At 66.8% G+C, this 23,687-nt stretch carries 20 protein-coding genes; 11 read left to right on the top strand and 9 right to left on the bottom strand.

Annotated features, from left to right (window positions below):
- Nucleotides 1-5 precede the first annotated feature (5 nt).
- The 3 genes from QGG75_07505 to QGG75_07495 form a co-directional block, all read right to left on the bottom strand.
- Nucleotides 6-1,124, bottom strand: a complete 1,119-nt coding sequence (locus tag QGG75_07505; GenBank protein MDP6067082.1) for a cytochrome c peroxidase — start codon at nucleotides 1,122-1,124, stop codon at nucleotides 6-8.
- A 314-nt stretch (nucleotides 1,125-1,438) separates the two neighbouring features.
- Nucleotides 1,439-2,800 carry a sigma-54 dependent transcriptional regulator gene (locus QGG75_07500; GenBank protein MDP6067081.1) on the bottom strand — a complete coding sequence of 454 codons (1,362 nt, stop codon included), beginning with the start codon at nucleotides 2,798-2,800 and terminating at the stop codon, nucleotides 1,439-1,441.
- Nucleotides 2,801-2,809: 9 nt separating this feature from the next.
- Nucleotides 2,810-4,810 (bottom strand): ATP-binding protein, encoded by a 2,001-nt coding sequence (locus tag QGG75_07495; protein ID MDP6067080.1) that lies wholly within the window; start codon nucleotides 4,808-4,810, stop codon nucleotides 2,810-2,812.
- A 183-nt stretch (nucleotides 4,811-4,993) separates the two neighbouring features.
- Between QGG75_07495 and QGG75_07490 the strand changes: the two genes are divergently transcribed.
- The 7 genes from QGG75_07490 (at nucleotide 4,994) to QGG75_07460 (ending at nucleotide 11,190) form a co-directional block, all read left to right on the top strand.
- Complete coding sequence (locus QGG75_07490) at nucleotides 4,994-5,725, top strand: hypothetical protein (GenBank protein MDP6067079.1); 732 nt, start codon at nucleotides 4,994-4,996, stop codon at nucleotides 5,723-5,725.
- Between the two features lie 195 nt (nucleotides 5,726-5,920).
- On the top strand, nucleotides 5,921-6,274 hold the full coding sequence (gene hspQ, locus QGG75_07485) for a heat shock protein HspQ (GenBank protein MDP6067078.1): 354 nt from the start codon (nucleotides 5,921-5,923) through the stop codon (nucleotides 6,272-6,274).
- Nucleotides 6,271-7,716 (top strand): M20 family metallopeptidase, encoded by a 1,446-nt coding sequence (locus tag QGG75_07480; GenBank protein MDP6067077.1) that lies wholly within the window; start codon nucleotides 6,271-6,273, stop codon nucleotides 7,714-7,716. Before hspQ ends, QGG75_07480 begins: the two co-directional genes overlap by 4 nt.
- 36 nt (nucleotides 7,717-7,752) lie before the next feature.
- Nucleotides 7,753-8,550 carry a molybdate ABC transporter substrate-binding protein gene (gene modA / locus QGG75_07475; GenBank protein MDP6067076.1) on the top strand — a complete coding sequence of 266 codons (798 nt, stop codon included), beginning with the start codon at nucleotides 7,753-7,755 and terminating at the stop codon, nucleotides 8,548-8,550.
- A gap of 2 nt (nucleotides 8,551-8,552) precedes the next feature.
- Entirely contained in the window at nucleotides 8,553-9,221 is a 669-nt protein-coding gene (gene modB, locus QGG75_07470; GenBank protein ID MDP6067075.1) for a molybdate ABC transporter permease subunit, read from the top strand.
- Complete coding sequence (locus QGG75_07465) at nucleotides 9,214-10,338, top strand: ABC transporter ATP-binding protein (protein MDP6067074.1); 1,125 nt, start codon at nucleotides 9,214-9,216, stop codon at nucleotides 10,336-10,338. Before modB ends, QGG75_07465 begins: the two co-directional genes overlap by 8 nt.
- A 75-nt stretch (nucleotides 10,339-10,413) precedes the next feature.
- Entirely contained in the window at nucleotides 10,414-11,190 is a 777-nt protein-coding gene (locus QGG75_07460) for an Hpt domain-containing protein (GenBank protein MDP6067073.1), read from the top strand.
- Here the strand turns inward: QGG75_07460 and QGG75_07455 are convergent.
- Both QGG75_07455 and QGG75_07450 read right to left on the bottom strand, forming a co-directional pair.
- Nucleotides 11,183-12,472 carry an MFS transporter gene (locus QGG75_07455; GenBank protein MDP6067072.1) on the bottom strand — a complete coding sequence of 430 codons (1,290 nt, stop codon included), beginning with the start codon at nucleotides 12,470-12,472 and terminating at the stop codon, nucleotides 11,183-11,185. The two genes, QGG75_07460 and QGG75_07455, sit on opposite strands and share 8 nt — an antisense overlap.
- Nucleotides 12,473-12,488: 16 nt before the next feature.
- Nucleotides 12,489-17,324 (bottom strand): NAD-glutamate dehydrogenase, encoded by a 4,836-nt coding sequence (locus QGG75_07450; protein ID MDP6067071.1) that lies wholly within the window; start codon nucleotides 17,322-17,324, stop codon nucleotides 12,489-12,491.
- Nucleotides 17,325-17,563: 239 nt separating this feature from the next.
- Here QGG75_07450 and QGG75_07445 point away from each other — a divergent pair, with 239 nt between their 5' ends.
- On the top strand, nucleotides 17,564-18,406 hold the full coding sequence (locus tag QGG75_07445; GenBank protein MDP6067070.1) for a MipA/OmpV family protein: 843 nt from the start codon (nucleotides 17,564-17,566) through the stop codon (nucleotides 18,404-18,406).
- 15 nt (nucleotides 18,407-18,421) lie between these two features.
- On the opposite strand, the gene QGG75_07440 is transcribed toward QGG75_07445, so the two are convergent.
- On the bottom strand, nucleotides 18,422-19,354 hold the full coding sequence (locus QGG75_07440; GenBank protein MDP6067069.1) for an NAD(P)-dependent oxidoreductase: 933 nt from the start codon (nucleotides 19,352-19,354) through the stop codon (nucleotides 18,422-18,424).
- 161 nt (nucleotides 19,355-19,515) lie between these two features.
- Here QGG75_07440 and QGG75_07435 point away from each other — a divergent pair, with 161 nt between their 5' ends.
- Entirely contained in the window at nucleotides 19,516-20,040 is a 525-nt protein-coding gene (locus tag QGG75_07435) for a hypothetical protein (GenBank protein MDP6067068.1), read from the top strand.
- Nucleotides 20,041-20,050: 10 nt separating this feature from the next.
- On the opposite strand, the gene QGG75_07430 is transcribed toward QGG75_07435, so the two are convergent.
- Genes QGG75_07430 through QGG75_07420 form a run of 3 tightly spaced genes read right to left on the bottom strand, consistent with a single transcriptional unit; the run spans nucleotide 20,051 to nucleotide 22,465 of the window.
- On the bottom strand, nucleotides 20,051-20,437 hold the full coding sequence (locus tag QGG75_07430) for an Hpt domain-containing protein (protein ID MDP6067067.1): 387 nt from the start codon (nucleotides 20,435-20,437) through the stop codon (nucleotides 20,051-20,053).
- A 49-nt stretch (nucleotides 20,438-20,486) separates the two neighbouring features.
- Nucleotides 20,487-21,656, bottom strand: coding sequence for an acyl-CoA dehydrogenase family protein (locus QGG75_07425; protein ID MDP6067066.1), 1,170 nt, complete (start codon nucleotides 21,654-21,656; stop codon nucleotides 20,487-20,489).
- 14 nt (nucleotides 21,657-21,670) lie between these two features.
- On the bottom strand, nucleotides 21,671-22,465 hold the full coding sequence (locus QGG75_07420; protein ID MDP6067065.1) for an enoyl-CoA hydratase-related protein: 795 nt from the start codon (nucleotides 22,463-22,465) through the stop codon (nucleotides 21,671-21,673).
- 115 nt (nucleotides 22,466-22,580) lie between these two features.
- Between QGG75_07420 and QGG75_07415 the strand changes: the two genes are divergently transcribed.
- The gene (locus tag QGG75_07415; GenBank protein ID MDP6067064.1) at nucleotides 22,581-23,069 is read left to right on the top strand and encodes a glycine/sarcosine/betaine reductase selenoprotein B family protein; all 489 of its coding nucleotides are present in this window, start codon (nucleotides 22,581-22,583) and stop codon (nucleotides 23,067-23,069) included.
- Between the two features lie 18 nt (nucleotides 23,070-23,087).
- Complete coding sequence (locus QGG75_07410) at nucleotides 23,088-23,414, top strand: hypothetical protein (GenBank protein ID MDP6067063.1); 327 nt, start codon at nucleotides 23,088-23,090, stop codon at nucleotides 23,412-23,414.
- The last annotated feature ends 273 nt before the right edge of the window (nucleotides 23,415-23,687 follow it).

Raw genomic sequence — 23,687 nt, 5'->3', positions numbered from 1 at the left:
GGCTCCTAGTTCCTGGCCTTGAGCCAGTTTTTGATGACGGGATAGTTGGCCGGGATCTTGTCCGCCCAGACGAACTCGGCGCCGGTCAGCGCATCGCCGGACAGTGACTCGAGGAAGGCCACCAGGTTGTGCCGCTCCTCGGCACTCAGGCCCAGGGGCTTGAGGCCGGCATCCTTGTTGGCGTCGTGGCCGCCACCGGCGTTGTAGAAATCGACCACACGGTCCAGTGTCGCCAGCGAGCCGTTGTGCATGTAGGGCGCGGTCTGCTTGAGCTCACGCAAGGTCGGCGTCATGAAGGTGCCGATGTCGGAGCCGTCCGATTTGTGCTGGCGCACGTGGGCGCCCGGGTCGCGGCGCAGGTTCATGTAGTTCTCAACGCCCATGAAGATGGCGTAGGCCACGAAGGTGTGGTGGCGCATGGGATCGCCCCAGATGGCGGGGTTCTCGGGCACGCCGATGTTGTGTGGCTGGTCGTCGCTGAAGCGCGGGCCGCTGTGGCAGCGGGCGCAGCCGGCCTTGCCCTTGAAAAGTTCGAAACCGCTCTTGGCGGCATCGCTCAGCGCGCCGCGGTCGAAAGCCGAATTGCGCGAGATCAGGGTCTTCAGGTACTCCGGAATGGCTTTGCGCACCGAGCCGTTGCTGGGCTCGCCGAAGCCGGCCTCCTTGAACATCTTGACGTAGACCGGATCCTGCTTGATGCGCTCCTGCATCAGGCGCATGTCCATGTTCATGATGTAGTCTTCGGTCAGCGATTCGCGCGTCACGTCGTTGAGGTTGGTGCCGATGCGCCCGTCGTGGAACCAGGCTGCCCGCTTGGCCGTGTTGATCAGCGTCGGCGTGTTGCGAAAGCCCTCGGAACCGGGATAGGCCTTGGAAAGCGCCAGGCCGTCGGAAAAGCCCTTTTCCGGGATGTGGCAGGTCGAACACGACATCGAAGAATCGCCCGAGAGCCGCTTGTCGAAGAACAGGCGCTTGCCCAACACCGCCTTCTTGGCGTTGAACTTGACGGCTTCGACGGGACCGAAATCAGCCGCCCGTACGGCTGACCCACCGCCGGCCAGGACGGCCAGGGCCAATCCCGCAACCAGGGCGGCGCCGATCGGCGTGCGCAATGGATTTCTCATGTCTGGGTACCTCTTGAGATAAAAAGCCCCGCGCCACCCGATCGCCTCCCTGCCCGCCGTTGGCGGCGGGCCGAAGTCCGCTTGATCGAGATGTCGAAGGCCTTCTCTAGTCCTTGTGGCATAGGGCATTTTCGCAAAAACCGTACCAATCTTGCGGGTTTCCTGGATTTAGTGAAATATACCTTAATTTCAGTGCCTTGCTTGTGGCGCCGCGCAATAATGGAAAGCCGGGGCCAGGTTGGAATCGATGAATCGTTCAATCGAGGCGGAGCGCTTGGAACGAATCGAACAACTCTCCGGGGCCGCCAAACGGCTCAGCGGCGCAGATCGTATTCCTTGATGCGCCGATCCAGGCGGGGCCGGCTGATGCCGAGGATCTCGCAGGCCCGGCCCTTGTGCCAGCCGGTGGCCTCGAGCACCTGTCCGATGTGGCGGCGCTCGACCTCGCGCAGGCTGCGCTCGTCAGCCGGCGGCCGCGGCCCAGCTTCGCTCTCGCCGCCGCCGCCATTCAAATCGGCCGGCAGGTCGGCCAGCGCCAGCACCTCGCCCGAGGCCATCACCACGGCCTTGGTCAGAACATTCTCCAGTTGCCGCACATTGCCCGGCCAGGGTGCCGCCACCAGGGCCTCCATGGCCTCGGCCGAGATCTGGCGGATGCTCTTGTGAATATCGCTATTGATGCGCCGCAGCAGGTGCTCGACCAGGGCCGGAATGTCCTGGCGGCGCTGGCGCAGCGCCGGCAGCGCCACGGTGACGACGTTGAGGCGGTAAAAAAGATCCTCGCGGAAACTGCCGTCGGCCACCCGGGCCTCGAGGTCGGCGTTGGTGGCGGCGATGAAACGGGCGTCGCTGATCAGCGTCTTGGTGCTGCCCACGGGCGAAAATTCGCGCGCCTCCAGCAGCCGCAGCAGCTTGCCCTGCATGCGCAGCGAAAGCTCGCCGACCTCGTCGAGAAACAGCGTGCCGTCGCCGGCCAGCGCCATCTTGCCCCGGCGCGTCGCCACGGCACCGGTAAAGGCGCCGCGCTGGTGGCCGAACATCTCGCTTTCCAGCAGCGTCTCGACCAGGGCGCCGCAGTTGACTGCGACGAAGGGCTCATTGGCCTCGGCGCTGGCGCGGTGGATGGCCCGCGCCACCAGTTCCTTGCCGCTTCCCGATTCGCCCAGCAGCAGCACCGTGACGCGGCTCTGCGAGACCATGCCGATGGACTTGAAGGCCTCCTGCATGGCCCGGCTGCGACCCACCAGCCCGGTCGCCACGTCGCCGCTCTCGATAACCAGGCCGCCGCCTTCGGCACCACTGCCGCCGGCCTGGGCCCGGGCGCCGAGCGCCTTGTCGATGGCCTCCTCGAGCTCCTCCAGGTCGATGGGTTTGGTGACGTAATCGACGGCACCGCCGTGCATGGCCGCCACCGTGGTATCGAGGTCGTGGAAGGCGGTAATCATGATGACCGGCGTGGTGGCGAAGCGCTGCCGGATCTCGGCCAGCAGCGAGAGGCCGTCGCGGCCCGGCATGCGGATGTCCGAAACCACGACGTCGGCCCCGGCCTGGCTCAACTCAGTCAGCCCCTGCTCGGCGCTGTGGGCCGTGCCGACGTCGAATCCGCGCTCGCGGAAGTGCAGCGCCAAAGTGCGGCAACTGGCCACCTCGTCGTCGATGATGAGCATCCGGGGCATGGCCTTCACTTACCCTTCAAGCGCCGTCGTGGGCAAGGTGAAAGCCACCCGGGTGCCTTGGCCGGGCCGGGTTTGCAGATCGATGGCGCCATGATGCTGTTCAATGATGCGCTTGACGATGGCCAGGCCCAGGCCGGTGCCCTTGGTGCGGGTGGTAAAAAAGGGCTCGAAGATTTCCTCTCGCACGGCCTCGGCGACGCCCTCGCCGGTGTCGTCGACCACCACCTCGACCTCGGCTTCGGGATTTTCCGCCAATAGCCTTGCGGCCACCGTGATACGCCCGCCGGGCGGCGTCGCCTGGGCCGCGTTCTCGATCAGATTGCGCAACACCTCGACCACCTTGACCCGGTCGCAGTTCACCTTGGGCAGGCCCGGCCCGGCCTGGTGCACGATGGCCACGCCGCGGGCCTCGGCCAGGTGGGAGACGCCGGCCAGGGCTTCGTCGACCAGCTGGCCCACGTCGTACCAGTCGCGGCGCAGCCGTTCGGGCCGGGCGAAGCTCAACATGTCGCGCATGATGTCGTCCATGTAGGCTACCTGGTCGAGCCCCATGGTGCAGTGTTCGCGATCGGGATCAAAGCTCTCGGCGTGGCGCCGCGCCAGGATCTGCAGGTTCATCTTGATGGTCGACAGCGCATTGCGGAGATCATGGGCGATCATGCTGGCCATGCGGCCCATGACGGCCAGGCCCTGGGTGTCGCGGATCTCGCGGGTGCGGGCCTCGACCTCGCGCTCGAGGCTTTCGCGATAGGCCCTGAGTTCGTTTTCGCTGGCCGTCACGCGGCCCGCCATGTCGGCGAACTCGCGCACCAGATCACCGATCTCGTCGGCTCGGTCGGGGCTTTCCGCCCAGGCCCGGTCGCCCGCCGCGAAGCGCTGCACCTGGGCCCGCAGTTGCTCGATGGGGGCGGCGATGAGACGGGCCAACAGCGCCCCCCCAAGACCCAGCACGATCATGCCGGCAATGCCGGCGACCCCCAACCAGATCAGCGAACGGCTCAGCGCGGCGTAGGATTCACCCGGTGCCTGGGTCACCACGACGGCCCACTCCGGCAGCTCGAAGCGGGCCCGCAGGAGATTGACCGAGGTGATCGGAGCGACGCAGGCCAGGCGCTGCCAGAATGGCCATTGCAGCCATCCCGCCGCCTCCTTCAGGGCCACCCAATAGGGCTCGCTCCCGGCCCCCTCAGCCGCCTCGGCCGCCGCCCCCGAAACCGGCGGCGTCTGGGCCAAGGCGGCGATCAGTTCCGCTCGCGCCGGGCCTTCCAGAGGCACCCCGGCATAGTCCACCAACACAGCCTCGCCGGTTTCTCCGAAACGGATGTCGCGGGCCTGGCCGGCCCAGGCGACAAAGGTCAGATCGGCGGCGACATATCCCGCCACCTCGATGCCGCCCCAGACCGGCACCACCAGGCGCACCAGACCGTCGACCTTGAGGTAGTCGACATAGCTGAAATGCTTCTGCTCGTTGCTTACCCCCTTGAACCATGCCGGCGCCGCCGAGCGCCGGGCCGGCGGCAAACTGGTGGCCACCAGCACGCCGCTGCGGTCGTAGACCGAGAGCCTTCTCACGACTTTGGGCCGCAGCCCGGCCAGCACGCCGAGACGGTAGGAAAGCTGGGGATGGAGCAGCTCCAGGCGCTGCTCGACGGTGTCGCTCCGCTGCCATTCGGCATTCAGCCGGGCGACGTGCTGCTGGATCCAGGAGGGACTGCGCGAGAGGTAGACGGCATTGCTTTCCAGCGCCACTTCGGTGGTCAACTGATCGGTGGCCAGGCCGGCCACCCGGCGCAGCTCGTTGGCGGCCCGGTTCTCCAACTCGCCCACGGCATGGCTGGCGATCTGACAATAGGTCTGGCCCAGGGTGCCCTGGATCGAGGCGATGCCGGCGCCGTAGACCACGGCGCCGCCGATCACCACCGCCCCCAGGGCAGCCAACACGAACCACAGCGTCAGACGCCCGCGGATGCCCAAGGCGCCGGCGTAGGGCAGCCTGGGGAGGGACTTCACGGCGCCTTCCCGGCACCGGCGCCCGTGGCACATCCGCCTGTGGACGGAGCTCTCATGGCTGGCTCGTCGGTGATGGTCAAAAGCCGCCGATGATATCGCATTTTTCTGCGACCTGTTGCGCTGTTAGGATCGCCGGCCGGGCGCCGGATGGCGGCGTCGGGATGAGAAGGCGGAGGGATGGGATTGCGTGGTGTTGTCGCGACGGCCGTGCTGTTGCTGGCGGGGGCCCAAATCGGGACCCCGGCGGCTGAACCTTACCGGGTCGAAAACGTCGTCGAGGGCGGCCGCATCACCGGCCGCGTGCTGCTGGGCGCGGCCAGTCCCCGGGCCGCATTGCTTTACGTGGCCAAGGATCACGCCGTCTGCGGCACCGGCACGCGGCAGGTGCCCATCGTGCGCAACAACGGCGAGGCACTGCTTGACGCCGTGGTCTATATCGAGCGCATCGCGAGCGGCAAACCCTTCCGCGCCGCGGCCCGCAAGGTGACCATCAATCAGGCCGGCTGCCACTTCGTGCCCAACATCACGGTGCTGGCCAACGGCGGCGTGCTGGAGGCCATCAACTCCGATCCGGTACTGCACAACATCCATGTCTATGCGCTCGGCAACAACTTGCGCCACTCCGTCTTTTACGTATCGCAACCCCAGCGCGGCGACATCACCAGCACGGCCATCGCCTTGCCGGAAGCCGGGGCGCTGCTGGTGTCGTGCGATGCCCACCAGTTCATGCGGGCCCACGTCCTGGTGGTCAACAATCCCTACTACGCCCAGGTCGACAGCGGCGGCGACTTCAGCCTCGACGAAGTACCCCCGGGAAACTATGAGGTCACGGTCTGGCACCACGCCCTGGGCCGGCGCACAAGCCGCGCCGAGGTCAAGCCGGGCCGCACGACCACCATTCGCCCGAGCTTTTGAAAGCTAATATTTAAGTTGAATTTCGAGCAATTAGGCATATTTGCAGACATATTCACCGTCCCCCGGCGGCACTAAGTCGTTGCCCTCCGAGCAAAAGCCAATTATGGAGGGACTTGGAAGCCAAAGGAAAGGTCGCGGCGCCGGGCTGCCGGCCTTATGATGGTTTTCCGCAGCACCAGGGTACAGCCCGAGATGATGAGAGTACTCGAACACAGCAACTCGATCAGGGCGCGGGCCAAGTTCGCCATCGGGCAACCGGTGCGGCACCGGATCTTCGGCTTTCGCGGTGTCATCTTCGACGTCGATCCGGTGTTCAGCAACTCCGACGAATGGTACGAGAGCATCCCCGAGGAGATGCGGCCGCGCAAGGAACAGCCCTTCTACCACCTGTTCGCCGAGGACCACGACAAGTCGCCCTACATCGCCTACGTCTCGGAACAGAACCTCGAGCTGGAGGACGACGACGAGCCCATCTACCATCCCGCCATGGACGACTATTTCGACGGCATGAAGGACGGCTGCTTCGTGGTTCGCCAGAAATCCAACTGAGCCCCGCCCCACCCACCCAACGCAACGCCGCCCTGGCCGCGGCCCGGCGCCATTTCGACGAGGGCGGCTTTTTTGCCGACCTGGCGCGCCGCGTGGCCATCCCCACCTCGAGCCGCGAGCCCGAGCACCGGCCCGACCTGGCGGCATACCTGAACGACGAGATCGGCCCCACCATCGCGGCCATGGGCTACCGCTGGCGTTGTCTCGAGAACCCCGTGACCGAGGGCGTGCCCTTCCTTGTCGCCGAACGTCACGAGGGCGATGCCCTGCCCACCGTGCTGACCTATGGCCATGGCGATACCGTGCCCGGGATGGAGGGCGAATGGCGCGATGGGCTCGATCCTTGGACCTTGAGCCGCGAGGGCGAGCGCTGGTACGGCCGCGGCAGCGCCGACAACAAGGCGCAGCACAGTATCAATCTGGCCGCCATCGCCAACGTCCTGGAAATCCGGGGCAGGCTCGGCTTCAATTCGCGGATTCTCATCGAGACCGGTGAGGAAGTGGGCTCACCCGGGCTCCGGGAGATCTGCCAGGCCGAGGCCAAGGTGCTCAGCGCCGACCTGCTGCTGGCCTCGGACGGGCCGCGCTTCGTGCGCGATCATGCCATGATCGTGTTGGGCACACGCGGCGTCATCAACATCGAATTCGAGGTCAAGCTGCGCCAAGGCGCCCATCATTCGGGCAATTGGGGCGGCCTCTTGGCCAACGCCGGCGTGGTGTTGGCCCACGCGCTGGCCTCGGTGGTGGGGCCGCGGGGCGAAATTCTCGTGCCCGCCCTGAAACCGGCGGCGCTGCCCGCCTCGGTGCGCGCCGCGCTGGCTGGCTGCCGCGTCGAAACCAGCCCAGGAGATCCCCAAATCGATGCCGATTGGGCCGACGCCGATGCCAGCGCGGTGGAGAAGCTGATCGCCTTCAACACCTTCGAGATCCTGGCCTTCGAGACCGGCGACCCGGCCCAGCCGGCCAACGCCATTCCGCCGACGGCCCGGGCCACCGGGCACATGCGCTTTACCGTCGACAGCGATCCCGAGACTTTTGTGCCGGCGCTGCGCCGCCACCTCGACGAACAGGGCTTCGCCGCCGTTTCGGTACGCCAGACCGAGATGCCGATCATGCGGGCCACCCGTCTCGATCCCGCCCATCCGGCGGCCCGCTGGGCGGCCGCATCGGTGACCCAGACCACTGGCCGCCCGCCCATGGTGGCGCCCAATGCCGGCGGCAGCCTGCCCAACGACATCTTTGCCGAGCTCCTGGCCATGCCGACGCTGTGGCTGCCGCACTCCTACGGCGGTTGCAGCCAGCACGCCCCCGACGAGCACGTCCTCGAGCCGCTACTGCGCCAGGGACTGGAGATCATGAGCGGCCTTTTTTGGGACCTGGGCGAAAGCGCCCTGGCCGGCGAGGCACCCTGGCGGGACGGCGCGAAAAGTCCTAAAGATTAGGCCGAACAGTCCTTATCCAGCGATGCGAACGAGGTCATGACGCTCCGTCAGCCAAGCTGCCGTCCGTGGTTGGTTTCCTGTTACCTGGCGCTGCTGGTCAGCGCTGCACCTGCGGCGGCGGCGGAACGGCCGCTGGTGGCGGCTGCTGCCAACGTGCAGTTCGCGCTGGCCGAAATCGCCGCGGCTTTTGCCGGCGCCGGCGGCTCGCGCTTTCGCTTCACCTTCGGATCATCCGGCAACTTGGCCCGCCAGATCGCCCAGGGCGCGCCCTTCGAGCTCTTTCTCTCGGCCGACGAAGGCTACGTCGCGTTCCTGGTGGCGCGCGGACGTAGCCGCGACCAAGGCATGGTCTACGCCCTGGGCCGCATCGGCCTCTTCGCCCCCTTTGCAGCCATCTGGCAGCCCGAGGCCGGCCTCGACGGCTTGGCCCGGGCTCAGGCCGCCGGCACCATCCGGCGCTTCGCCATCGCCAATCCCGAACACGCGCCCTACGGCCGTGCTGCCCGCCAGGTGCTGCGCCACGCCGGCCTCTGGCAGCGCCTACGCCCGGCCTTGGTCTACGGCGAGAACGTCGCCCAGGCAGCCCAGTTCGCCTCCTCGGGCTCGGCTGATGGCGGCATCATCCCTTATTCGCTGGCGCTGCTGCCGGCGCTCAAGACGCGTGGCCGATTCGCCTTGATCCCGGCGGCACGGCACCAGCCGATCCGCCAGCGCATGGTGCTGATGCCGGGCGCCGGCCCGGCGGCCGGGCGCCTGTACGACTACTTGCAGGGGGCGGCGGCGCGCCAAGTGCTGGCACGCCATGGCTTCGCGGCGCCTGGCAGGGAGGGCTGACGGTGGACTGGAGCGCCCTCAATCTTTCACTCGAATTGGCCTTCTGGACCTGCCTGGTGTTGTTGCCGCTGGCCGTTCTGATCGCCCGCGTTCTGGCCTGGGGCGGGGTGCGCGGCAAGAGCTTCTACGAGGCCCTGATCGCGCTGCCGCTGGTGCTGCCGCCGACCGTGCTGGGCTACTACCTGCTGGTCAGCCTGGGTGGCAATTCGCCGCTGGGCCGAGCCTACGAGGCGCTCTTCGGCCACGGCCTGGTGTTCAGCTTCGACGGCCTCCTGCTGGCCTCGATCGTCTTCAACCTGCCCTTTGCCGTACAGCCCATCCAGCAGGCCTTCCAGGCCGTACCCGGCGACGTGCGCGAGGCCGCCTGGGTCAGCGGCATGTCGCAGTGGCGCACCTTCTGGCAGGTCGAGCTGCCGCTGGGCTGGCCCGGGCTGGTTTCGGCGTTGGCGCTCACTTTCGCCCATACGCTCGGCGAGTTCGGCGTGGTGCTGATGGTGGGCGGCTCGATCCCGGGCCAGACCAAGACCGTGGCCATCGCCATCTACGACCGCGTGCAAGCCTTCGACGAGGGCCTCGCCGGCACCATGTCGGCGCTGCTGCTGGCAATCTCGTTTGCCACCATCGGACTGGTCTATGTGCTGGCCAACCGGCAGAGGCGGCACCATGCCTGAGCAGGGACTGGCCGTAGCGCTGGAGCAGGCGGGGCCGATCCCGCTGGCGGCCGAACTCAACTGCGCGCCGGGCGAACTGGTGGCCCTGGTCGGCCCCTCGGGCAGCGGCAAATCGACCATCCTGCGCCACATCGCCGGCCTGCACCGGACGGCGCGGGGCCACGTGCGCTGCCAGGGCGAAAGCTGGTTCGAAAGCGAAGGCGGCATGCATCTATCGCCGCAGTTGCGCCGCGTCGGCTTCGTCTTCCAGGATTATGCCCTCTTTCCTCACCTGACGGCGTTGGGCAACGTCTCGGCGGCGCTGGGCCACCTGGCCCGTGGCCAGCGCCGGAGCCGAGCCTTGGCGCTCTTGGACGAGGTCAACCTGGGCGGACTGGAGCGGCGCTTGCCGCGCCAGCTTTCCGGCGGCCAGCGCCAGCGCGTGGCCCTGGCCCGGGCGCTGGCCCGCGAGCCCCGGGCGCTGCTGCTGGACGAGCCTTTCTCGGCCGTCGACCAGATCACCCGGCGCAAGCTGCAACAGCAACTGGCGGCCTTGCGCCGCAGCCTCAGCGTACCCATCGTGCTGGTCACCCACGACCTCGACGAGGCCACGGCGCTGGCCGACCGCATGGTGGTGCTGCACCACGGCCGCACCCTGCAGCAGGGCCCGCCGCTCGAGGTCACGGCCAAGCCCCAGAGCGCCCTGGTGGCCCGGCTGGTGGGCGGGCGCAACATCTTCGAGGGCGTGGTGCTGGAACAGCAGCCGGGGCGTGGCCGCACCATCCTGCGCTGGCTCGACATCAAGCTCGAGGCCGAGCACAATCCCGCTTTCGCACCCGGGCAGCAGGCCTCGTGGCTGGTGCCGGCGCAAAGCATCGTGCTGCAGCGGCGCGACCGGCCCTCGCGCGGCGATGCCGAGAACCCGGTCACCGGCCGCCTGGCCGCAGCCGTGGCGCTGGGCGAGAACACGCTCCTCACCATCGACGTCGGCACCCCGGCCCAGCAGCTCAGCCTCAGCATCTCGAGCCACGTGGCGCGGCGCATGGACATCGCACCCGGCCTCGAGATCACCGTCTCGCTACTGGCCGACGGCATCCACCTGATGCCTTGGGAGGAAACGCCGGCGCGGGAATTCTAGCAAGTTGCTCGCTGACGCCCTGGACGAAGCGTGCTATGGCCCTATCTTGAGGGGCGCGTGGACGGCGAGGGAAACATGGCAATATCGCAAGACCAATTCGACGACCTGATGGTCAAGCTGCGGCAGGAGTTCCTCGATACCGCCGAGGACCACCTGAGCGAGATCGACGCCATGCTGCGCGGCTTGCGGGCCGGCCGAGACGGCGACGACACGGCCTCGGAGATCCGCCGCCGGGTGCATAGCCTCAAGGGCATGGGCGGCACCTTCGGCTATCCCCTGATCACCGTCATCTCGCACCGCATGGAAGACTACCTGGCCGAGCTCGAGGTGCTGGCCGGCCCCAGCATCGAGGACGCCCAGGTCTTCGTCGACCGCCTGCGCGACGTGGTCGACGGCGTCTTTCAGCCCGACGACCCCAACACCGCCGGCATCGTGCGGGCGCTGCCCGACAAGACCGGCTTCGACGTCGCCGAGGTAGGCAAAGCGGACGTCGAGGTGATGCTGGTCTCGCCCAAGGACACGGCCAGCCACTTCGTCGAACGCGAGCTCAGGGCCTGCGGCTACCGCGTGGTCAACGAGCCCTCGTGCTTCGGCGCCTTCGAACACATCGTGCGCACACGCCCCGACATGATCATCGCCACGGCCGTGATGGAGGGCCTGAGCGGCATCGACCTGGCCTGCGCCCTGGCCGCCATGCCGGCCACTCGGGCCATCCCCTTCGCCCTGCTCACCAGCTTCGAAGACAGCGACACGGCGCTACGCGAGTTGCCGCCGACGATCCCGGTGATCCACAAGGGCCAGAGCTTCGGCGACGACTTGGCCGAGGCGCTGGATCGCTGCGGCATTACCTAGCAGGCTCGGGCTCTCTGACCGTGAACAGAAGCAACAGCCCGATGGCGAAGAAGGCCAGCACCGTCGACAAACCCCAGCGCTGACTTTCCGTGGCGGCGATGACGATGGCCACCAGGGCCGGGCCGACGAAGGCCGTGGCCTTGCCGGTGAGGGCGTAGAGGCCGAAGAACTCGGTGCGCAGTTCGGCCGGTGCCAGGCGGGCCATCATTGAGCGGCTGGCCGCCTGGGTGGGGCCGACGAAGATGCCCAGGAGCGAGCCCCAGACCCAGAACCAGGCGACGTCTTCGACCACCACGGCGCCCAACGCCGTGACCAGCAGGCCGCCGAGCCCGATGTAGATGACGCGCTTGGAGCCGAACCAATCGTCCAGCCAGGCAAAGCCGAAGGCACCGATGCCGGCCGTGACATTGAGCACGATGCCGAAAATGATGACCTGTTCCAGGGCCATGCCGAAAGTGTCGGCGGCGTAGATGCCGCCAAAGGCGAACACCGTGGCCAGGCCGTCGGCGTAGATCATGCGGGCGATCAGGAACCTGACCGTGTTGCCGTGATCGCGGAGCCGCTTGAGGGTGTCCCAGAGGCTGCCCAGGCCGCGCGAAACTTTCTCGCCGAGGCCAAGCCCGGTGCTCTCGCGATCGGGGGTGAAGACGAACATCGGCCAGGCGAAAAGGACGAACCAAACCGCCACCAGGGGCCCGACGATGCGCACATGCTCGGCGCTTTCCTTGTCCAGATCCAACAGCGGCGTCTCGGCCTGCACGAAGAGAAAGAGCGTCGCCACCATGGCCGACAGGCCGCCGAAATAGCCCAGGCCCCAGGCCCAGCCGGACCAGCGCCCCAGCCGTTCAGGCGCCGCCAGATCGGGCAGCATGGCGTTGTTGAAGACGATGCCGAATTCGAAGCCGATGGTGGCGATGACGACCCAGACCATGGCCCAGGCGATGAATTCCGGCGCCGGTCCGGCGTACCACAAAAGCCCCGAGGCGACGATGCAAATGGCGGTGAAGACCGCCAGCCAAGGCTTGCGCGGGCCCCCGGCATCGGCGATGGCGCCCAGCACCGGGCTGCCCAGCGCGATGACCAGGCCGGCGATGCTGGCGGTATAGCCCCACAACTCGGCCCCCCGCACCTCGTCGCCGACAATGCCCTTGGAGAAGTAGGCCGAGAAGACGAAGGTGATGATCAGCGTCGTGAAGGGCGAATTGGCCCAGTCGTAGCCCGCCCAGGCGACCAAGCCGCGGGTCGGTGTGGGGGCGGTTTCGCCGTCATTCGCTTGGGCCATGGACGCCTCCCCGGTATCAAGTCGTCAGCATACTCCGCACCTGGCGGTTGGCCAGGGCCAGGCGGGCGATGTCGATGCTGCCTGAGGAACGGAATTCCTCGATCAGGCTGGCCGAGCGATCCACCGCCGTCTGGTTGGCCAGGACCCAGGACTTGACGGCGGCTTTGTCGCGCTTGCCGTTGCTGTCCCGGATGACGCGCGTGGCCAGCGCGCGTTGCTGGGCGTAGAGGTCGTCGACGATGGCGCCGACGGCCAGGCGGTCCCAATGGCCGTCGGGCGCCACGCCCTCGGCCGCCGAGCGCAGCCAGTCGAGCCCGAGTTCGGCACCGACCGAGAAATAGATGCGGCCGACCTCGTCCACCGGCCGCTTGCTGGCCAGCGCCGCATACACGACGTGGCAGGCCGAGCGCATGCCGTCGAGCGCCGCCACCCGCAGGGCTATATCGCGGGGCACGCCGCGGCGCGTCAGCGCCTTGGTCTTGTCGCGCATGGTGCGGGACTCGAGGCCGGCCAGCATGGCGCCAACGTCACCGGCGAAGGCGGCGATGCCGGGCTCATAGGCCGCCACCGTGGCGGCGATCTCGATGGGCTGCGGCAACTGCTGCAGGAACCACTGGGTGGCCTGGCCCATCAGATCGCTGACGGCCAGGATCATGCCCATTTGCACCTCGGCCGGCACCTGATTGTCGAGGCCCTCGATGGCCGCCCACAGCTCGCGAAAGTTGAAGGCATCGCGGGCCACCACAAAGGCCCGGGCGATGTCGGCCGGGCCCAGACCGGTGTCCTCGCCGAGATCGGCCACCAGGGTGGCGCCGGTCCGGTTGACCAGGCTGTTGGCCACCAGGGTGGCGATGATCTCGCGGCGCAGGCTGTGGCTGGGGATGGCGCCGGCCAGACGGCCCCGCAGGGTGGCCGGGAAGTAGCGCTCGAGATCGCTCACCAGGTATTCGTCGTCGCACAGCTCGGAGCCGAGGATGTCTTCGTAGAGCGTCATCTTGCAATAAGACAGCAGCACCGAAAGTTCGGGTCGGGTGAGGCTCTCACCGGCCTGGGTCAGGGCGTCTATGGTTTCCTCGTCGGGCAGGAATTCGAGCTCCCGGTCGAGCCGGCCGGCGCGCTCCAGGCCGCGCATGAAGCGGACCTGGGAATCGAGAGCATTGCTGCCCACGGCGGCCATGCCCGAGATCGCCTGGGTCTGCAGGTAGTTGCCCTTGAGCACCAGTTCACCAACCTCGTCGGTCATGTCGGCGAGCAGCCGGTTGCGCTGCTTCGCAGCCATCCCGCCGTCGGCCACCACGGCATCGACCAGCACCTTGATGTTGACCTCGTGGTCGGAACAATCGACGCCGCCCGAATTGTCGATGGCGTCCGAGTTGACGCGTCCGCCCCCACGCGCGAATTCGATGCGGGCGTGCTGGGTCAGGCCCAGGTTGCCGCCCTCGCCGACGACGCGGCAGCTGAGCTCGGCGGCGTCGACGCGCACGGCATCGTTGCCCCGGTCGCCGGTGTCGGCATGGCGCTCGTTGGAAGCCTTGACGTAGGTGCCGATGCCGGCGCTCCACAAAAGATCGACCGGCGCCGTGAGCAGCAGCCGGATCAGCTCGTTGGGCGTGACGTCGTCGGCGTCGCTTTTGACCAGCGCCTTGATCTCGGGCGTCAGCTTGACCGATTTGGCGCTGCGCTCGAAGATGCCGCCGCCCCTGGAGATGAGCTTCTTGTCGTAGTCGTTCCAACCCGAACGCGGCAGCGCGAAGAGGCGCTGGCGCTCGGTGAAACTCTTGCCCGCATTGGGCTTGGGGTCGACGAAGATGTGCAGATGGTTGAAGGCGCCGACCAAGCGGATGTGCTTCGACAACAGCATGCCGTTGCCGAAGACGTCGCCCGACATGTCGCCGACGCCGACCGTCGTGAAGTCCTGGCTCTGGCAGTCGATACCCATTTCGCGGAAATGGCGCTTGACCGATTCCCAGGCGCCGCGGGCGGTGATGCCCATACCCTTGTGGTCGTAGCCGGCCGAGCCGCCCGAGGCAAAAGCATCGCCAAGCCAGAAGCCGTAATCGATGGCGACACCGTTGGCGATATCGGAAAAGGTCGCCGTACCCTTGTCGGCGGCGACCACCAGATAGGGATCGTCGTCGTCGTAGCGCACCACGTCGCGGGGCGGCACCACGGCGCCGCCGGCCAGATTGTCGGCCAGATCCAAAAGTCCGAACATCAGGGTCTTGTAGCAGGCTATGACCTCGGCCTGGATGGCTTCGCGGCCACCCTCGCTGGGCAGCCGTTTGGTGACGAAACCGCCCTTGGCGCCGACCGGCACGATGACGGCGTTCTTGACCATCTGCGCTTTCATCAGGCCCAGCACTTCGGTGCGGAAATCCTCGCGCCGGTCGGACCAACGGATACCACCGCGCGCCACCTTGCCGCCGCGCAGGTGGATGGCCTCGGCACGCGGCGCGTAGACCCAGGTCTCGACCAGCGGCCGGGGCAGGGGCAATTCGGCCAGGCGCTGGCTATCGAGCTTGAAGGCGAGATAAGGCTTGGCGCCGCCGTCCTCGGCGAGCTGGAAAAAGTTGGTGCGCAACGTCGAGCGCACCAGATTGAGGAAGCGCCTGAGGATGCGATCCTCGTCGAGATTGGCGACCTCGTCGAGGGCCGCCTGGATCTTTGCCACCAGGGCGGCGCAGCGGCCGTCGCGTTCGTCCGAGAGCTGGGGGTCGAAGCGCTGGCGGAAGAGCTTGATCAGCAGCAGCGCGATACCCGGGTTGGCGGCCAGGGTGTCCTCCATGTAGGCCTGGCTGAAGGCGACGGCGGCCTGGCGCAGATACTTGCAATAGGCGCGCAGCACGACGATCTCGCGCCAGTCCAAGCCGGCCAGTACGATCAGGCGGTTGAAGCCGTCGTCCTCGACCTCGCCGCTCCAGATCCTGATGAAGGCCTCCTGGAAGTTCTCCTTGGTGGCATCGAGGTCAAAATCGTGCCCACCCCGGATCAAGAGCCCGAAGTCGTGCTGCCAAACCGCCTTGCGGCCGGCGGCGCGGATGCAATAGGGACGTTCCTCCATGACCCGGAAGCCCATGTGTTCGAGTATCGGCATGCAGTCCGACAACGGTAACGGCTGGGCCAGGTGGAAGATCTTGAAACGCACCTCGCTGGGCTCTGCCTGCGGCGGCCGGTAGATGTCGATCTGCATGTCGCGCTGCGGGCTCAGCGCCTCCATCTTCTCGATGTCGAAGACCGCTTCCGGGGCACTGATGGCCTCGCGGTAGCCGGCCGGGAAAGCGCGCCCATAGCGCCGCGCCAGGCGATTGCCGTGCTCTTCGCCCCAGCGTTCGAGGATTTCCACCTCGAGATCGTCGTCCCAGCTGCGCGCCGCCTTGACCAGGGCGCGTTCGAGGTCGTGGCGATCGGGTTGGCGCCGCCGCGTGGGCCGGGTGCGGATGATGAAGTGCAGGCGCGCCAGCGGCGAATCGACGATGTGGGTATAGAAAGTCGAAACCTCGCCGGCAAAGGCCGTGGCCAGGGCCTCGCCGAAGCGCGTGCGCAGTTCCGTGCTGTGCAGCTCGCGCGGGACGAAGATCAGGCACGAAGCGAAGCGGCCATAGGGGTCGAGGCGGTAGAAGCAGCGAATGCGGGGCCGGTCCTGCAGCTCGACGATGCCCTGGGCCGTCTCGGCCAGATAATCTTCGTCGACCTGAAACAGCTCGTCGCGGGGAAAGGTCTCGAGCACGTTGATCAGGGCCTTGCCGTCGTGGCCGCCGCTCTGCATGCCGGCAAGCTGTACGGCGCGCTTGATCTTGCGCCTGAGCAGCGGGATCGACAGCGGGCTTTGGTTGTAGGCGGCCGAGGTGAAGAGGCCGACGAAACGCAATTCGCCGATCAGACGGCCCTTTTTGTCGAGGCGTTTGACGCCGATGTAGTCCATGTGGACCGGCCGGTGCACGGTCGAGCGCACGTTGGCCTTGATGACCATCATGAGCTGCGGCAGATCGAGGAAGTGGCGCACCTCGGCCGATATCTCGCCCAGTCCCTTGGCGCCGGCCAGCACGTGGGTGTAGGGGTTGCGCAGGATGCCCAGGCCCGAGCCCTCGATAGCCCGGTGGACGGCCTTGCCTCGGCTGCCCTTGTGCTCGTATTGGCGGAAACCGAGCAGGGTGAAATGGTCGTCGGCCAGCCATTGCAGCAGCGCCAGGCTCTCCGACACTTCGTCCTTGTCCAGCGGCGGCGGGTTCTTTTTGATCTCCTTGATAGTGCCGTCCAGTTTGGCCAGCATGGCGGGCCAGTCCTCGACGGCGGCGCGTACGTCGGCCAGCACGTCTTGCAGGGCCTGTTCGATGCCCCGCAGGACCTTGGCCGTGGTCTGGGTATCGATTTCGATGTGTATCAGCGATTCGTTGCTGCCGCCCTTGGCCCGGGAGGTGGGCGCCAACAGCTCTTTCAGCCGGCCCTTGGCGGTGCGGCGCAATCGGGCCACCGGGTGCACGTTGAGGAAGACCTTGTGGCCGCGGCGGTTGAGGCAGGAGGAGAGCGAATCGACGATGAAAGGCATGTCGCCGCTGACCACTTCGACGACGGTGTGGTCGCAGGTCCAGCCCTGCTCCCCAAGGCGCGGGTTGAAGGCCCGGATCTTGGCCTGACCCGGGGACCTGGTTTCGCAGAATTTCCACAGACTCAGCGCCGCGCCATAGAGGTTTTCCAGCGAGGCCTCGGCCACGTTCTCGGCCGTTACGCGCCCGTAATAGAGCCGGATGAAACGCTCGAGCGGACCGGCTTCGTCGCCGCTCAGGCGCTCCTTCATGTGCACGACCACCTTGTCGATGCGTTGGGATTTCTGATCCAGGCTTGGCTTGGCCATCACGTGCTCCACGCCGTTACTTCCAGAAAAATTCAAAAGAACTCCCACAAGTCGTTGACTTTGGGCGATTTTTCGGCCATTGGCAAGTCCGGTTTGGGGCCCTCACGGGACCCGGTGGGGTTTTTCCAGAACTATTGACGGCCCTGACCGGGATGCCGAGACTGTCGCCCCGTAGCGCCGCCGCCAAGATGTCCGCCACATTTGAGTCCAAGCGAGTCCCCGGTATGAGCTCTCCTTCGATGGGTCCGCCCCGCCTCCTGGTGGCGCTGCTGGTGCTGGCGTTGCTGGCGTTGCCGGTCGCGCCGGCGGCCGCCGAGGGCGGCGAAAAACCGTTGTGGGAGTTGGGCCTGATGGCCGGCGGTGGCCTCTTGCCCGACTATCCGGCGGCGGCGCAGAATCATTTCCAGTGGTTGGCGCTGCCCTATTTCGCCTACCGCGGCAAATTCCTGCGCTCGGACAAGAAGGGCTTGCTGCGCGGACGCTTTTTCAAGAGCGACCGGGTCGAGCTTGACGTCAGCCTGAAGGGCTCGTTTCCCGCTGATTCGGAAGACAACACGGCGCGCCGCGGCATGCCCGACCTGGATTGGTTGGGCGAGGTCGGGCCCAGGCTGCAGATCACCCTGGCCAAAGCCGCCCGCGACGCCAAGGTCGAGTTGGAATTTCCTCTGCGCGCCGTCTTCTCGACCGATTTTTCCGGCCTCGACAGCCAGGGTGCCGTGTTCGCGCCGGAGCTGGCCTATCAGCACGAGCGTTTTCTCGATTTCGCCGAGGTCAAACTTTCGCTGAGCGCCAGCTACGGCACGGAAAAGCTGGCCGAATATTTCTACGCCGTGCCCGCCCGCTATGCCACAGCCAGCCGCGCCGCCTACCAGGCCGAAAGCGGCTATATGGGCTCCAAGCTGCAGCTGGTGATGTTCAAGCCGCTGAACCGGCGCTGGCGCCTGTTTGCCGGCCTGGGCGCCGACTTCCATCAGGGCTCCGCCAACGAAAAAAGTCCTCTGTTTCGCGACAAGACGACCATGAGCGTCGGCTTCGGCTTCATCTGGAGCGTGCTGCAGTCACGCACGATGGTGCGCGAATAGGGCGTGCTGCGAAGCTCAGTCGAGCGATACCAGCCCGCGCTCCAGCAGATCGCCGAATCGCCCAACGGTTTCCTCGATGCCCTGTTCGAGCGAGTAGACGTCGTAGCCGGCGACGTATTCGCGCAAGGGCTCGTCCGAGAGATCGGCCGGGAAGGGCAGCGCCTCGCCCTCGCTATCGACCTCGGCCCCGGGCACCAGCCGGCGCACGATATCCAGCGCCTCGTCGACCGTGGCACCGACGCCGTTGAGGTCGAAGACCGCGGCGCCGTCGCGCGAGGCCAACGCCGCCTGGATGAAGGCGTCGGCCGCCTCGGCGGCGTAGACATAGGCCACCGAGCCGGTGAAGGGCACGGTGTAGGGCCGGCCGGCGACGGCGTGCAGCATGGCCACGGTGGGCAGCGAGGTCATACCCTGGTCGCGGGCCACGCCGTAGACGGTGCCGGGCCGGATGCCGACGCTGGGCACCTGCCAGTCCTGCCAGTAGACGGCGGCGCAGTCCTCGTTGCAATTCTTGTAGGCGCCGTAAAGCGTCGCCAGCCAGGGATTGTCGCCGATGCCGCGCACCGCCACCGAGGAGGCATAGGAAAGCTGGCGCACGCCGTGCTGGCGCGCCGCCTGGAAGATATTGACGCTGCCCACCACGTTGGCCCGGGCCCCGGCCGCCGGGTCATCGCGGCAGAACGGCACCTGCAAGGCCGCCAGATGGATGATGGCGCCGATGTCGTTTTCGGCCACGATGCGTTCGATGGTGTCGCCATCGCCGATGTCGCCGGTCAGCCAGCGCACGCGGCCCAGCGCCGCCTCGTCCATGACCAGGGCAGGGCGGCGCTTGTCGTCGCTGAGATCGAAGGCCACGACCTCGACGTCGTCGGCCACCAGTCGCGCCAGCACCCATGATCCGATGCAGCCGCCGGCACCGGTCACCAGAACGGGTTTCAAAAAAGCCATTATTTACTCCTCGGACACGGGACGTTGGCAACAAACGCTGCTAACTCGCGGTGACTTGTCGTTGATACACTGGCCATCACGACCGAAGCAAACGCCGGCGATTGCCAAGCGCCGGCGTTGGCCGGAAAATAGCGCCGGTCCGCGTCACCGGAGAGATCGCCATGAAGGCCCAGGAAACCGTCAGCGAGCGTTTATTTGCCCGCCCGCCCGGCGCTGCGCGGCAGGGCTTCGCCGCGCCCCGGCGCTTGGCGCTGGCCGTACTGGTGCTGCCGGCGCTGCTGGCGCTGCTGGCGCTGGCCGGCTGCGGCGGGCCCGATCCCGGCCAGGCCAAGGTCTACGCCGCCGAGATCGACATCGTGCACGACAAGAACTGCACCATCCCCTTCAAGGACTTCCACTGGAAATTCGGCCATTCCGGGCGCAAGACGCTGAGCGACACCAAGCTCGGCAGCGTTGATCTTTGGCCCCGCTTCGCCTTCATCGCGCTCGACAAGCGCGAGTTCCGCATCTGGGCCGACGCCTTCCCGGCCGAACCCCGGGCCGCCATTTTCGCGCACAGCAAGGCCTATCGGGCGGCCGGCGCGGCGTTGCGCAAGGATGTCACGGAAGTCGGCTGGCTGAAGTATTGCGATGCCAGCACCAAGATGGCCGCCTTCCTGCGCGGCCTGGCCACCGGCAAATTTTAGATTATCCGCTCTAGTAATCCTCTTCCGCCACCAGGTCGTCGCCAAGCTCGGCCACCAAGACCGCCTCGTCGGCCGGGGAAAAATCCTCGCCGGCCTCGATGACGGTGCCCAGGGCGGCCACCAGCCGGGCCAGCCGGCCGCGGTCGAGCTCGGCCGGCGCCAGACCGGCGAGCTCTTCCAGCGAACCGCCGAGGCGGCTGACCAGGGGCATGCCGAAGGTGGCGCCGCCGCCGTGCAGCTTGTGGGCTTCGCGTTCCAGGGTCTCCAGGGCGTCGGCAGCGGCGGCGGCATCGTCGAGCTGGCTCAGGCTCTGGCGAATCGCGGCCAGACGCTCGACGGCGCCGGCGCCGAATTCGCGGCGCAGCCGCGCCATGGCTTGTTCGAGCGTTTCGTTCATGGCCCGCGATATTATGGGCTTGTCCGACAGCCGGCAATAAGCGGAAACCCTAGCCCGGCAGGCCCAGGCGGTTGGCGATGTTGTTCTTCTGCATGCGCGAGGAGCCGCCGACGATGGGCATCAGGGTGATGTCGCGGAGATGCCGTTCCATGTCGAACTCGCCCGAGCAACCATAGGCCCCCATGACGCGCTGGCATTCGATGACGATGTCGACCGCGGTGTCGGCGACATAGAGCTTGGCCATCGAGGTCTCGACGCTGCAGGGCCGGCCCTGATCGGCCAGCCAGGCGGCGTGGTAGAGCATGTGGCGCGAGGCCGCCAGCTTGGTGCGGGCTTCCACAAGGGCATGTCGCACCGACTGGTGGGCGCAAATGGGCTGGCCGAATTGGCGACGTTCCTGGGCATAGCTCCAGGCCTCTTCGAGGGCTGCCGTGGCGACACCCAGCGCCACCGCGGTAATCTCCAGCTTTTCCACGTCCAGCGCCGGCCCGGCCAGCACCGACCAGCCCCGGTTCCAGCCCTCGGGCCCGCCCAGCACGTTGGCGATGGGCACCTCGACGTCGTCGAAGGTGACGTCGCAGGTGGCGGTGTAGCGCAGTCCCTGGTGCTCCAGATCGCTCATGGTGATGCCGGGCGCCTCGGTCGGCACCAGCACCAGGCTGAGGTTCCGGTAGCGGGGCGCCTCGGCGTCGGAGCGCAACAGGCAGATGATGTAATCGGCGATGCGGGCCGCCGTGCACCAGCGCTTGGTGCCGTTGATGACCACGCTTTGGCCGTCGCGGCTCCGCCGTCCTGTAGTTTCCACCGAAGGCAGATCGCCGCCGACATTCGGTTCCGAAAGGCCGTAGGCCATCAGCAATTCGCCCCGCGCCAGCTTGGGCAGCAGTTCGTGGCGCTGCGCCTCGCTGCCGTTTTCCGAGATGTTCAAGCCGCCGTAGAAGGCGCAGTGGATGAAGGGTCCGGCCGCCGCCGTGCCGTGCTGCGAGAGCTCGTCGATGACCGCCACCGCGGCCACGATGTCGCGCCCGGCGCCGCCGAATTCCTCAGGCACGGTGAGGCCGCAGACGCCGGTCTCGGCCAGCTTGGCGAAAAGCTCGGGTGGCGAAGTGGCCTCGCGCTCCCAGCGCCGCACGGCCTCGGGCGGCATTTCGCGCTCCGCAAAGCGGCGCATGCTGTCGCGCAAGAGCCGAATATGTTCGGGCTCATCGGCGAAATACATTGCCTTCTCCTTCTCTATTCGCCGCTGAACTTGGGCGGCCGCTTTTCCTTGAAAGCGCTGACGGCTTCCTGGTGGTCGGCCGTAAGATTGGTCATCATCTCGTAGGCCAGCGAGGCGTCCATCAGCTTGTGGGCGATCTCGCGCAGCGTGATGTTGGTTACCGTCTTGGTCCAGCGGATGGCCCAGCGCGCCCCGCCGGCCAGCTTGTCGACGATCTCGTCGGTCTTGGCGTCGAGCTCCGCCGTCGGCACGGCGTAGTTCACCAGCCCCATCTCGGCGGCCCGGCTGGCCGGGATCATGTCGCCGGTCATGAGAAATTCCTTGGCCCGGGCGAAGCCGATGAGCTGAGGCCAGATCACCGCGCCGCCGTCGCCGGCGACGATGCCCATGCGCACGTGGGGATCGCCGATCAGCGCCTTCTCGTCGGCCACGATGATGTCGCACAAGAGCGCGATGGTGGCGCCCAGGCCGGCGGCGGCGCCGTTGAGGCGGCAGACGATGGGCTTTTCCATCTCCAACAGACCGAAGACGATGCGCTTGGCCTCGTGGGCGATGGCGCGAAAGCCCTCGGGCCGGTCGATCATCTCCTGAAACCACTCCATGTCGCCGCCGGCGCAGAAGGCACGGTTTTCCGAGGTCAGCACGATGACGTCGCTGTCGGGGTCGCGATCCACCTCGGCAAAAACCCGGGCCAGTTCGTCATGCAGGTCCTGGTCAACCGGGTTCATGGGCCCGTTGCCGTCGAGGATGACGCGCAGCACACGGCCCCGGTATTCGAAACGCATCGTCTTGTAGCCCTGGAAGTCCATGGCGGATTCTCCTGTTTTGGCCTGATTGCGGCAATTGTCGGCGCTTGGCGGAGAGAGGGCAATCGGTTTGGGCGGCCGGCTCTCCGGTGCTATGATGGGCCAAGGAGGTGTCGCCATGGACCCGATCGATTTTGTTCCGCTGATCGACAACTACTACCAGTCCAAAGGCTTTCCCGCCTACGACTGGACGGTCAACCAGGACGCACCGCTCAGCCGGCTCTCGAAACCGCTGGCCGAGTGCCGGGTGTCGATGCTGACCAGCGGCGGCATTTCGTATACCCACGCCGAGCCCTTCAATCCCATCGCCAAGGACGACTTTCGCCTCGACGAGATCGCCTGGGATACCGACGGCGAGGGCTTTCAGATCAACGACGCCTACTACGACCCGCGTGATGGGCGCAAGGACATCAATGTTATTTTTCCGCTCGAGCGGCTGCGCGAACTGGCTAGCGATGGCGTCATTGGCAGCGTAGCCGGACGGCTCTGGAGCGGCTTCATGGGCCGCACCTACAAACGCGGCCATGTCGTCGAGGTGGCGGCACCCGCTTTCGCCGATGAACTCCAGCGCGACGAGGTCGACGTCGTCGTCATGGTGCCGGCCTGACCCCTTGACCACCAGACCGTGGGTCTGGTCTCCCGGGTGGTCGAGGAACGCGGCATCGCCACCGTCAACGTCTCCACCGGCCGCGACTTGACTGCCAACGTGCGGCCGCCGCGCTCGGTCTTCATCAACCACCCCATGGGCAACCCCTTCGGGCGGCCCGGTGAAGTCGAGTTGCAACGAGAGGTCCTGGTCCACGCCCTGGAAATGGTCGAGAGCTGCGACCAGCCCGGCCAGCTAGTCGATCTCGATTACGACTGGGGCGAGCCGGTGCTGACCATCTTCGATCTCGAAGACGCCTTTCGCGCCTCCGCCCCCGATCCCAAGACCGGCAAGCAGGCGTTTTAGGGGGGGCCGCAGCTAGGCGGACCGGAAGCCATGCTTCCGGTCCGCCCAGTGGCGAACGCGCTTCTCAGCGATCCCACAGGGGACCACAGTGGATTGGTCGCAAGGTTTGGCGGGGACGCCAAAACCAAGCCCCCCACCCCAACCCTCATATGGGAGTCTCGTTGTCAAGGTGGAACTCCTTTTGGTTTGGTTGTGATCGTCAGGCTTCGCACAGGATGGCCTCGTTTACGTTTTGAGCGGCATTGCCGCATCACCTCATATCCGGTCGGGCAC

The organism is Alphaproteobacteria bacterium, from assembly GCA_030740435.1.
In the GTDB taxonomy this organism is placed as follows: domain Bacteria; phylum Pseudomonadota; class Alphaproteobacteria; order UBA2966; family UBA2966.
This window is presented reverse-complemented; position numbering and strand designations above follow the sequence as displayed.

Excerpts from the sequence above, each read along its gene's own strand:
- QGG75_07505 (MDP6067082.1), bottom strand. The coding sequence starts at position 1,124 with ATGAGAAATCCATTGCGCACGCCGATCGGCGCCGCCCTGGTTGCGGGA.
- QGG75_07500 (MDP6067081.1), bottom strand. The coding sequence starts at position 2,800 with ATGCCCCGGATGCTCATCATCGACGACGAGGTGGCCAGTTGCCGCACT.
- hspQ (MDP6067078.1), top strand. The coding sequence starts at position 5,921 with ATGAGAGTACTCGAACACAGCAACTCGATCAGGGCGCGGGCCAAGTTC.
- modA (MDP6067076.1), top strand. The coding sequence starts at position 7,753 with ATGACGCTCCGTCAGCCAAGCTGCCGTCCGTGGTTGGTTTCCTGTTAC.
- QGG75_07465 (MDP6067074.1), top strand. The coding sequence starts at position 9,214 with ATGCCTGAGCAGGGACTGGCCGTAGCGCTGGAGCAGGCGGGGCCGATC.
- QGG75_07460 (MDP6067073.1), top strand. The coding sequence starts at position 10,414 with ATGGCAATATCGCAAGACCAATTCGACGACCTGATGGTCAAGCTGCGG.
- QGG75_07455 (MDP6067072.1), bottom strand. The coding sequence starts at position 12,472 with ATGGCCCAAGCGAATGACGGCGAAACCGCCCCCACACCGACCCGCGGC.
- QGG75_07450 (MDP6067071.1), bottom strand. The coding sequence starts at position 17,324 with ATGGCCAAGCCAAGCCTGGATCAGAAATCCCAACGCATCGACAAGGTG.
- QGG75_07445 (MDP6067070.1), top strand. The coding sequence starts at position 17,564 with ATGGGTCCGCCCCGCCTCCTGGTGGCGCTGCTGGTGCTGGCGTTGCTG.
- QGG75_07440 (MDP6067069.1), bottom strand. The coding sequence starts at position 19,354 with ATGGCTTTTTTGAAACCCGTTCTGGTGACCGGTGCCGGCGGCTGCATC.
- QGG75_07435 (MDP6067068.1), top strand. The coding sequence starts at position 19,516 with ATGAAGGCCCAGGAAACCGTCAGCGAGCGTTTATTTGCCCGCCCGCCC.
- QGG75_07430 (MDP6067067.1), bottom strand. The coding sequence starts at position 20,437 with ATGAACGAAACGCTCGAACAAGCCATGGCGCGGCTGCGCCGCGAATTC.
- QGG75_07425 (MDP6067066.1), bottom strand. The coding sequence starts at position 21,656 with ATGTATTTCGCCGATGAGCCCGAACATATTCGGCTCTTGCGCGACAGC.
- QGG75_07420 (MDP6067065.1), bottom strand. The coding sequence starts at position 22,465 with ATGGACTTCCAGGGCTACAAGACGATGCGTTTCGAATACCGGGGCCGT.
- QGG75_07415 (MDP6067064.1), top strand. The coding sequence starts at position 22,581 with ATGGACCCGATCGATTTTGTTCCGCTGATCGACAACTACTACCAGTCC.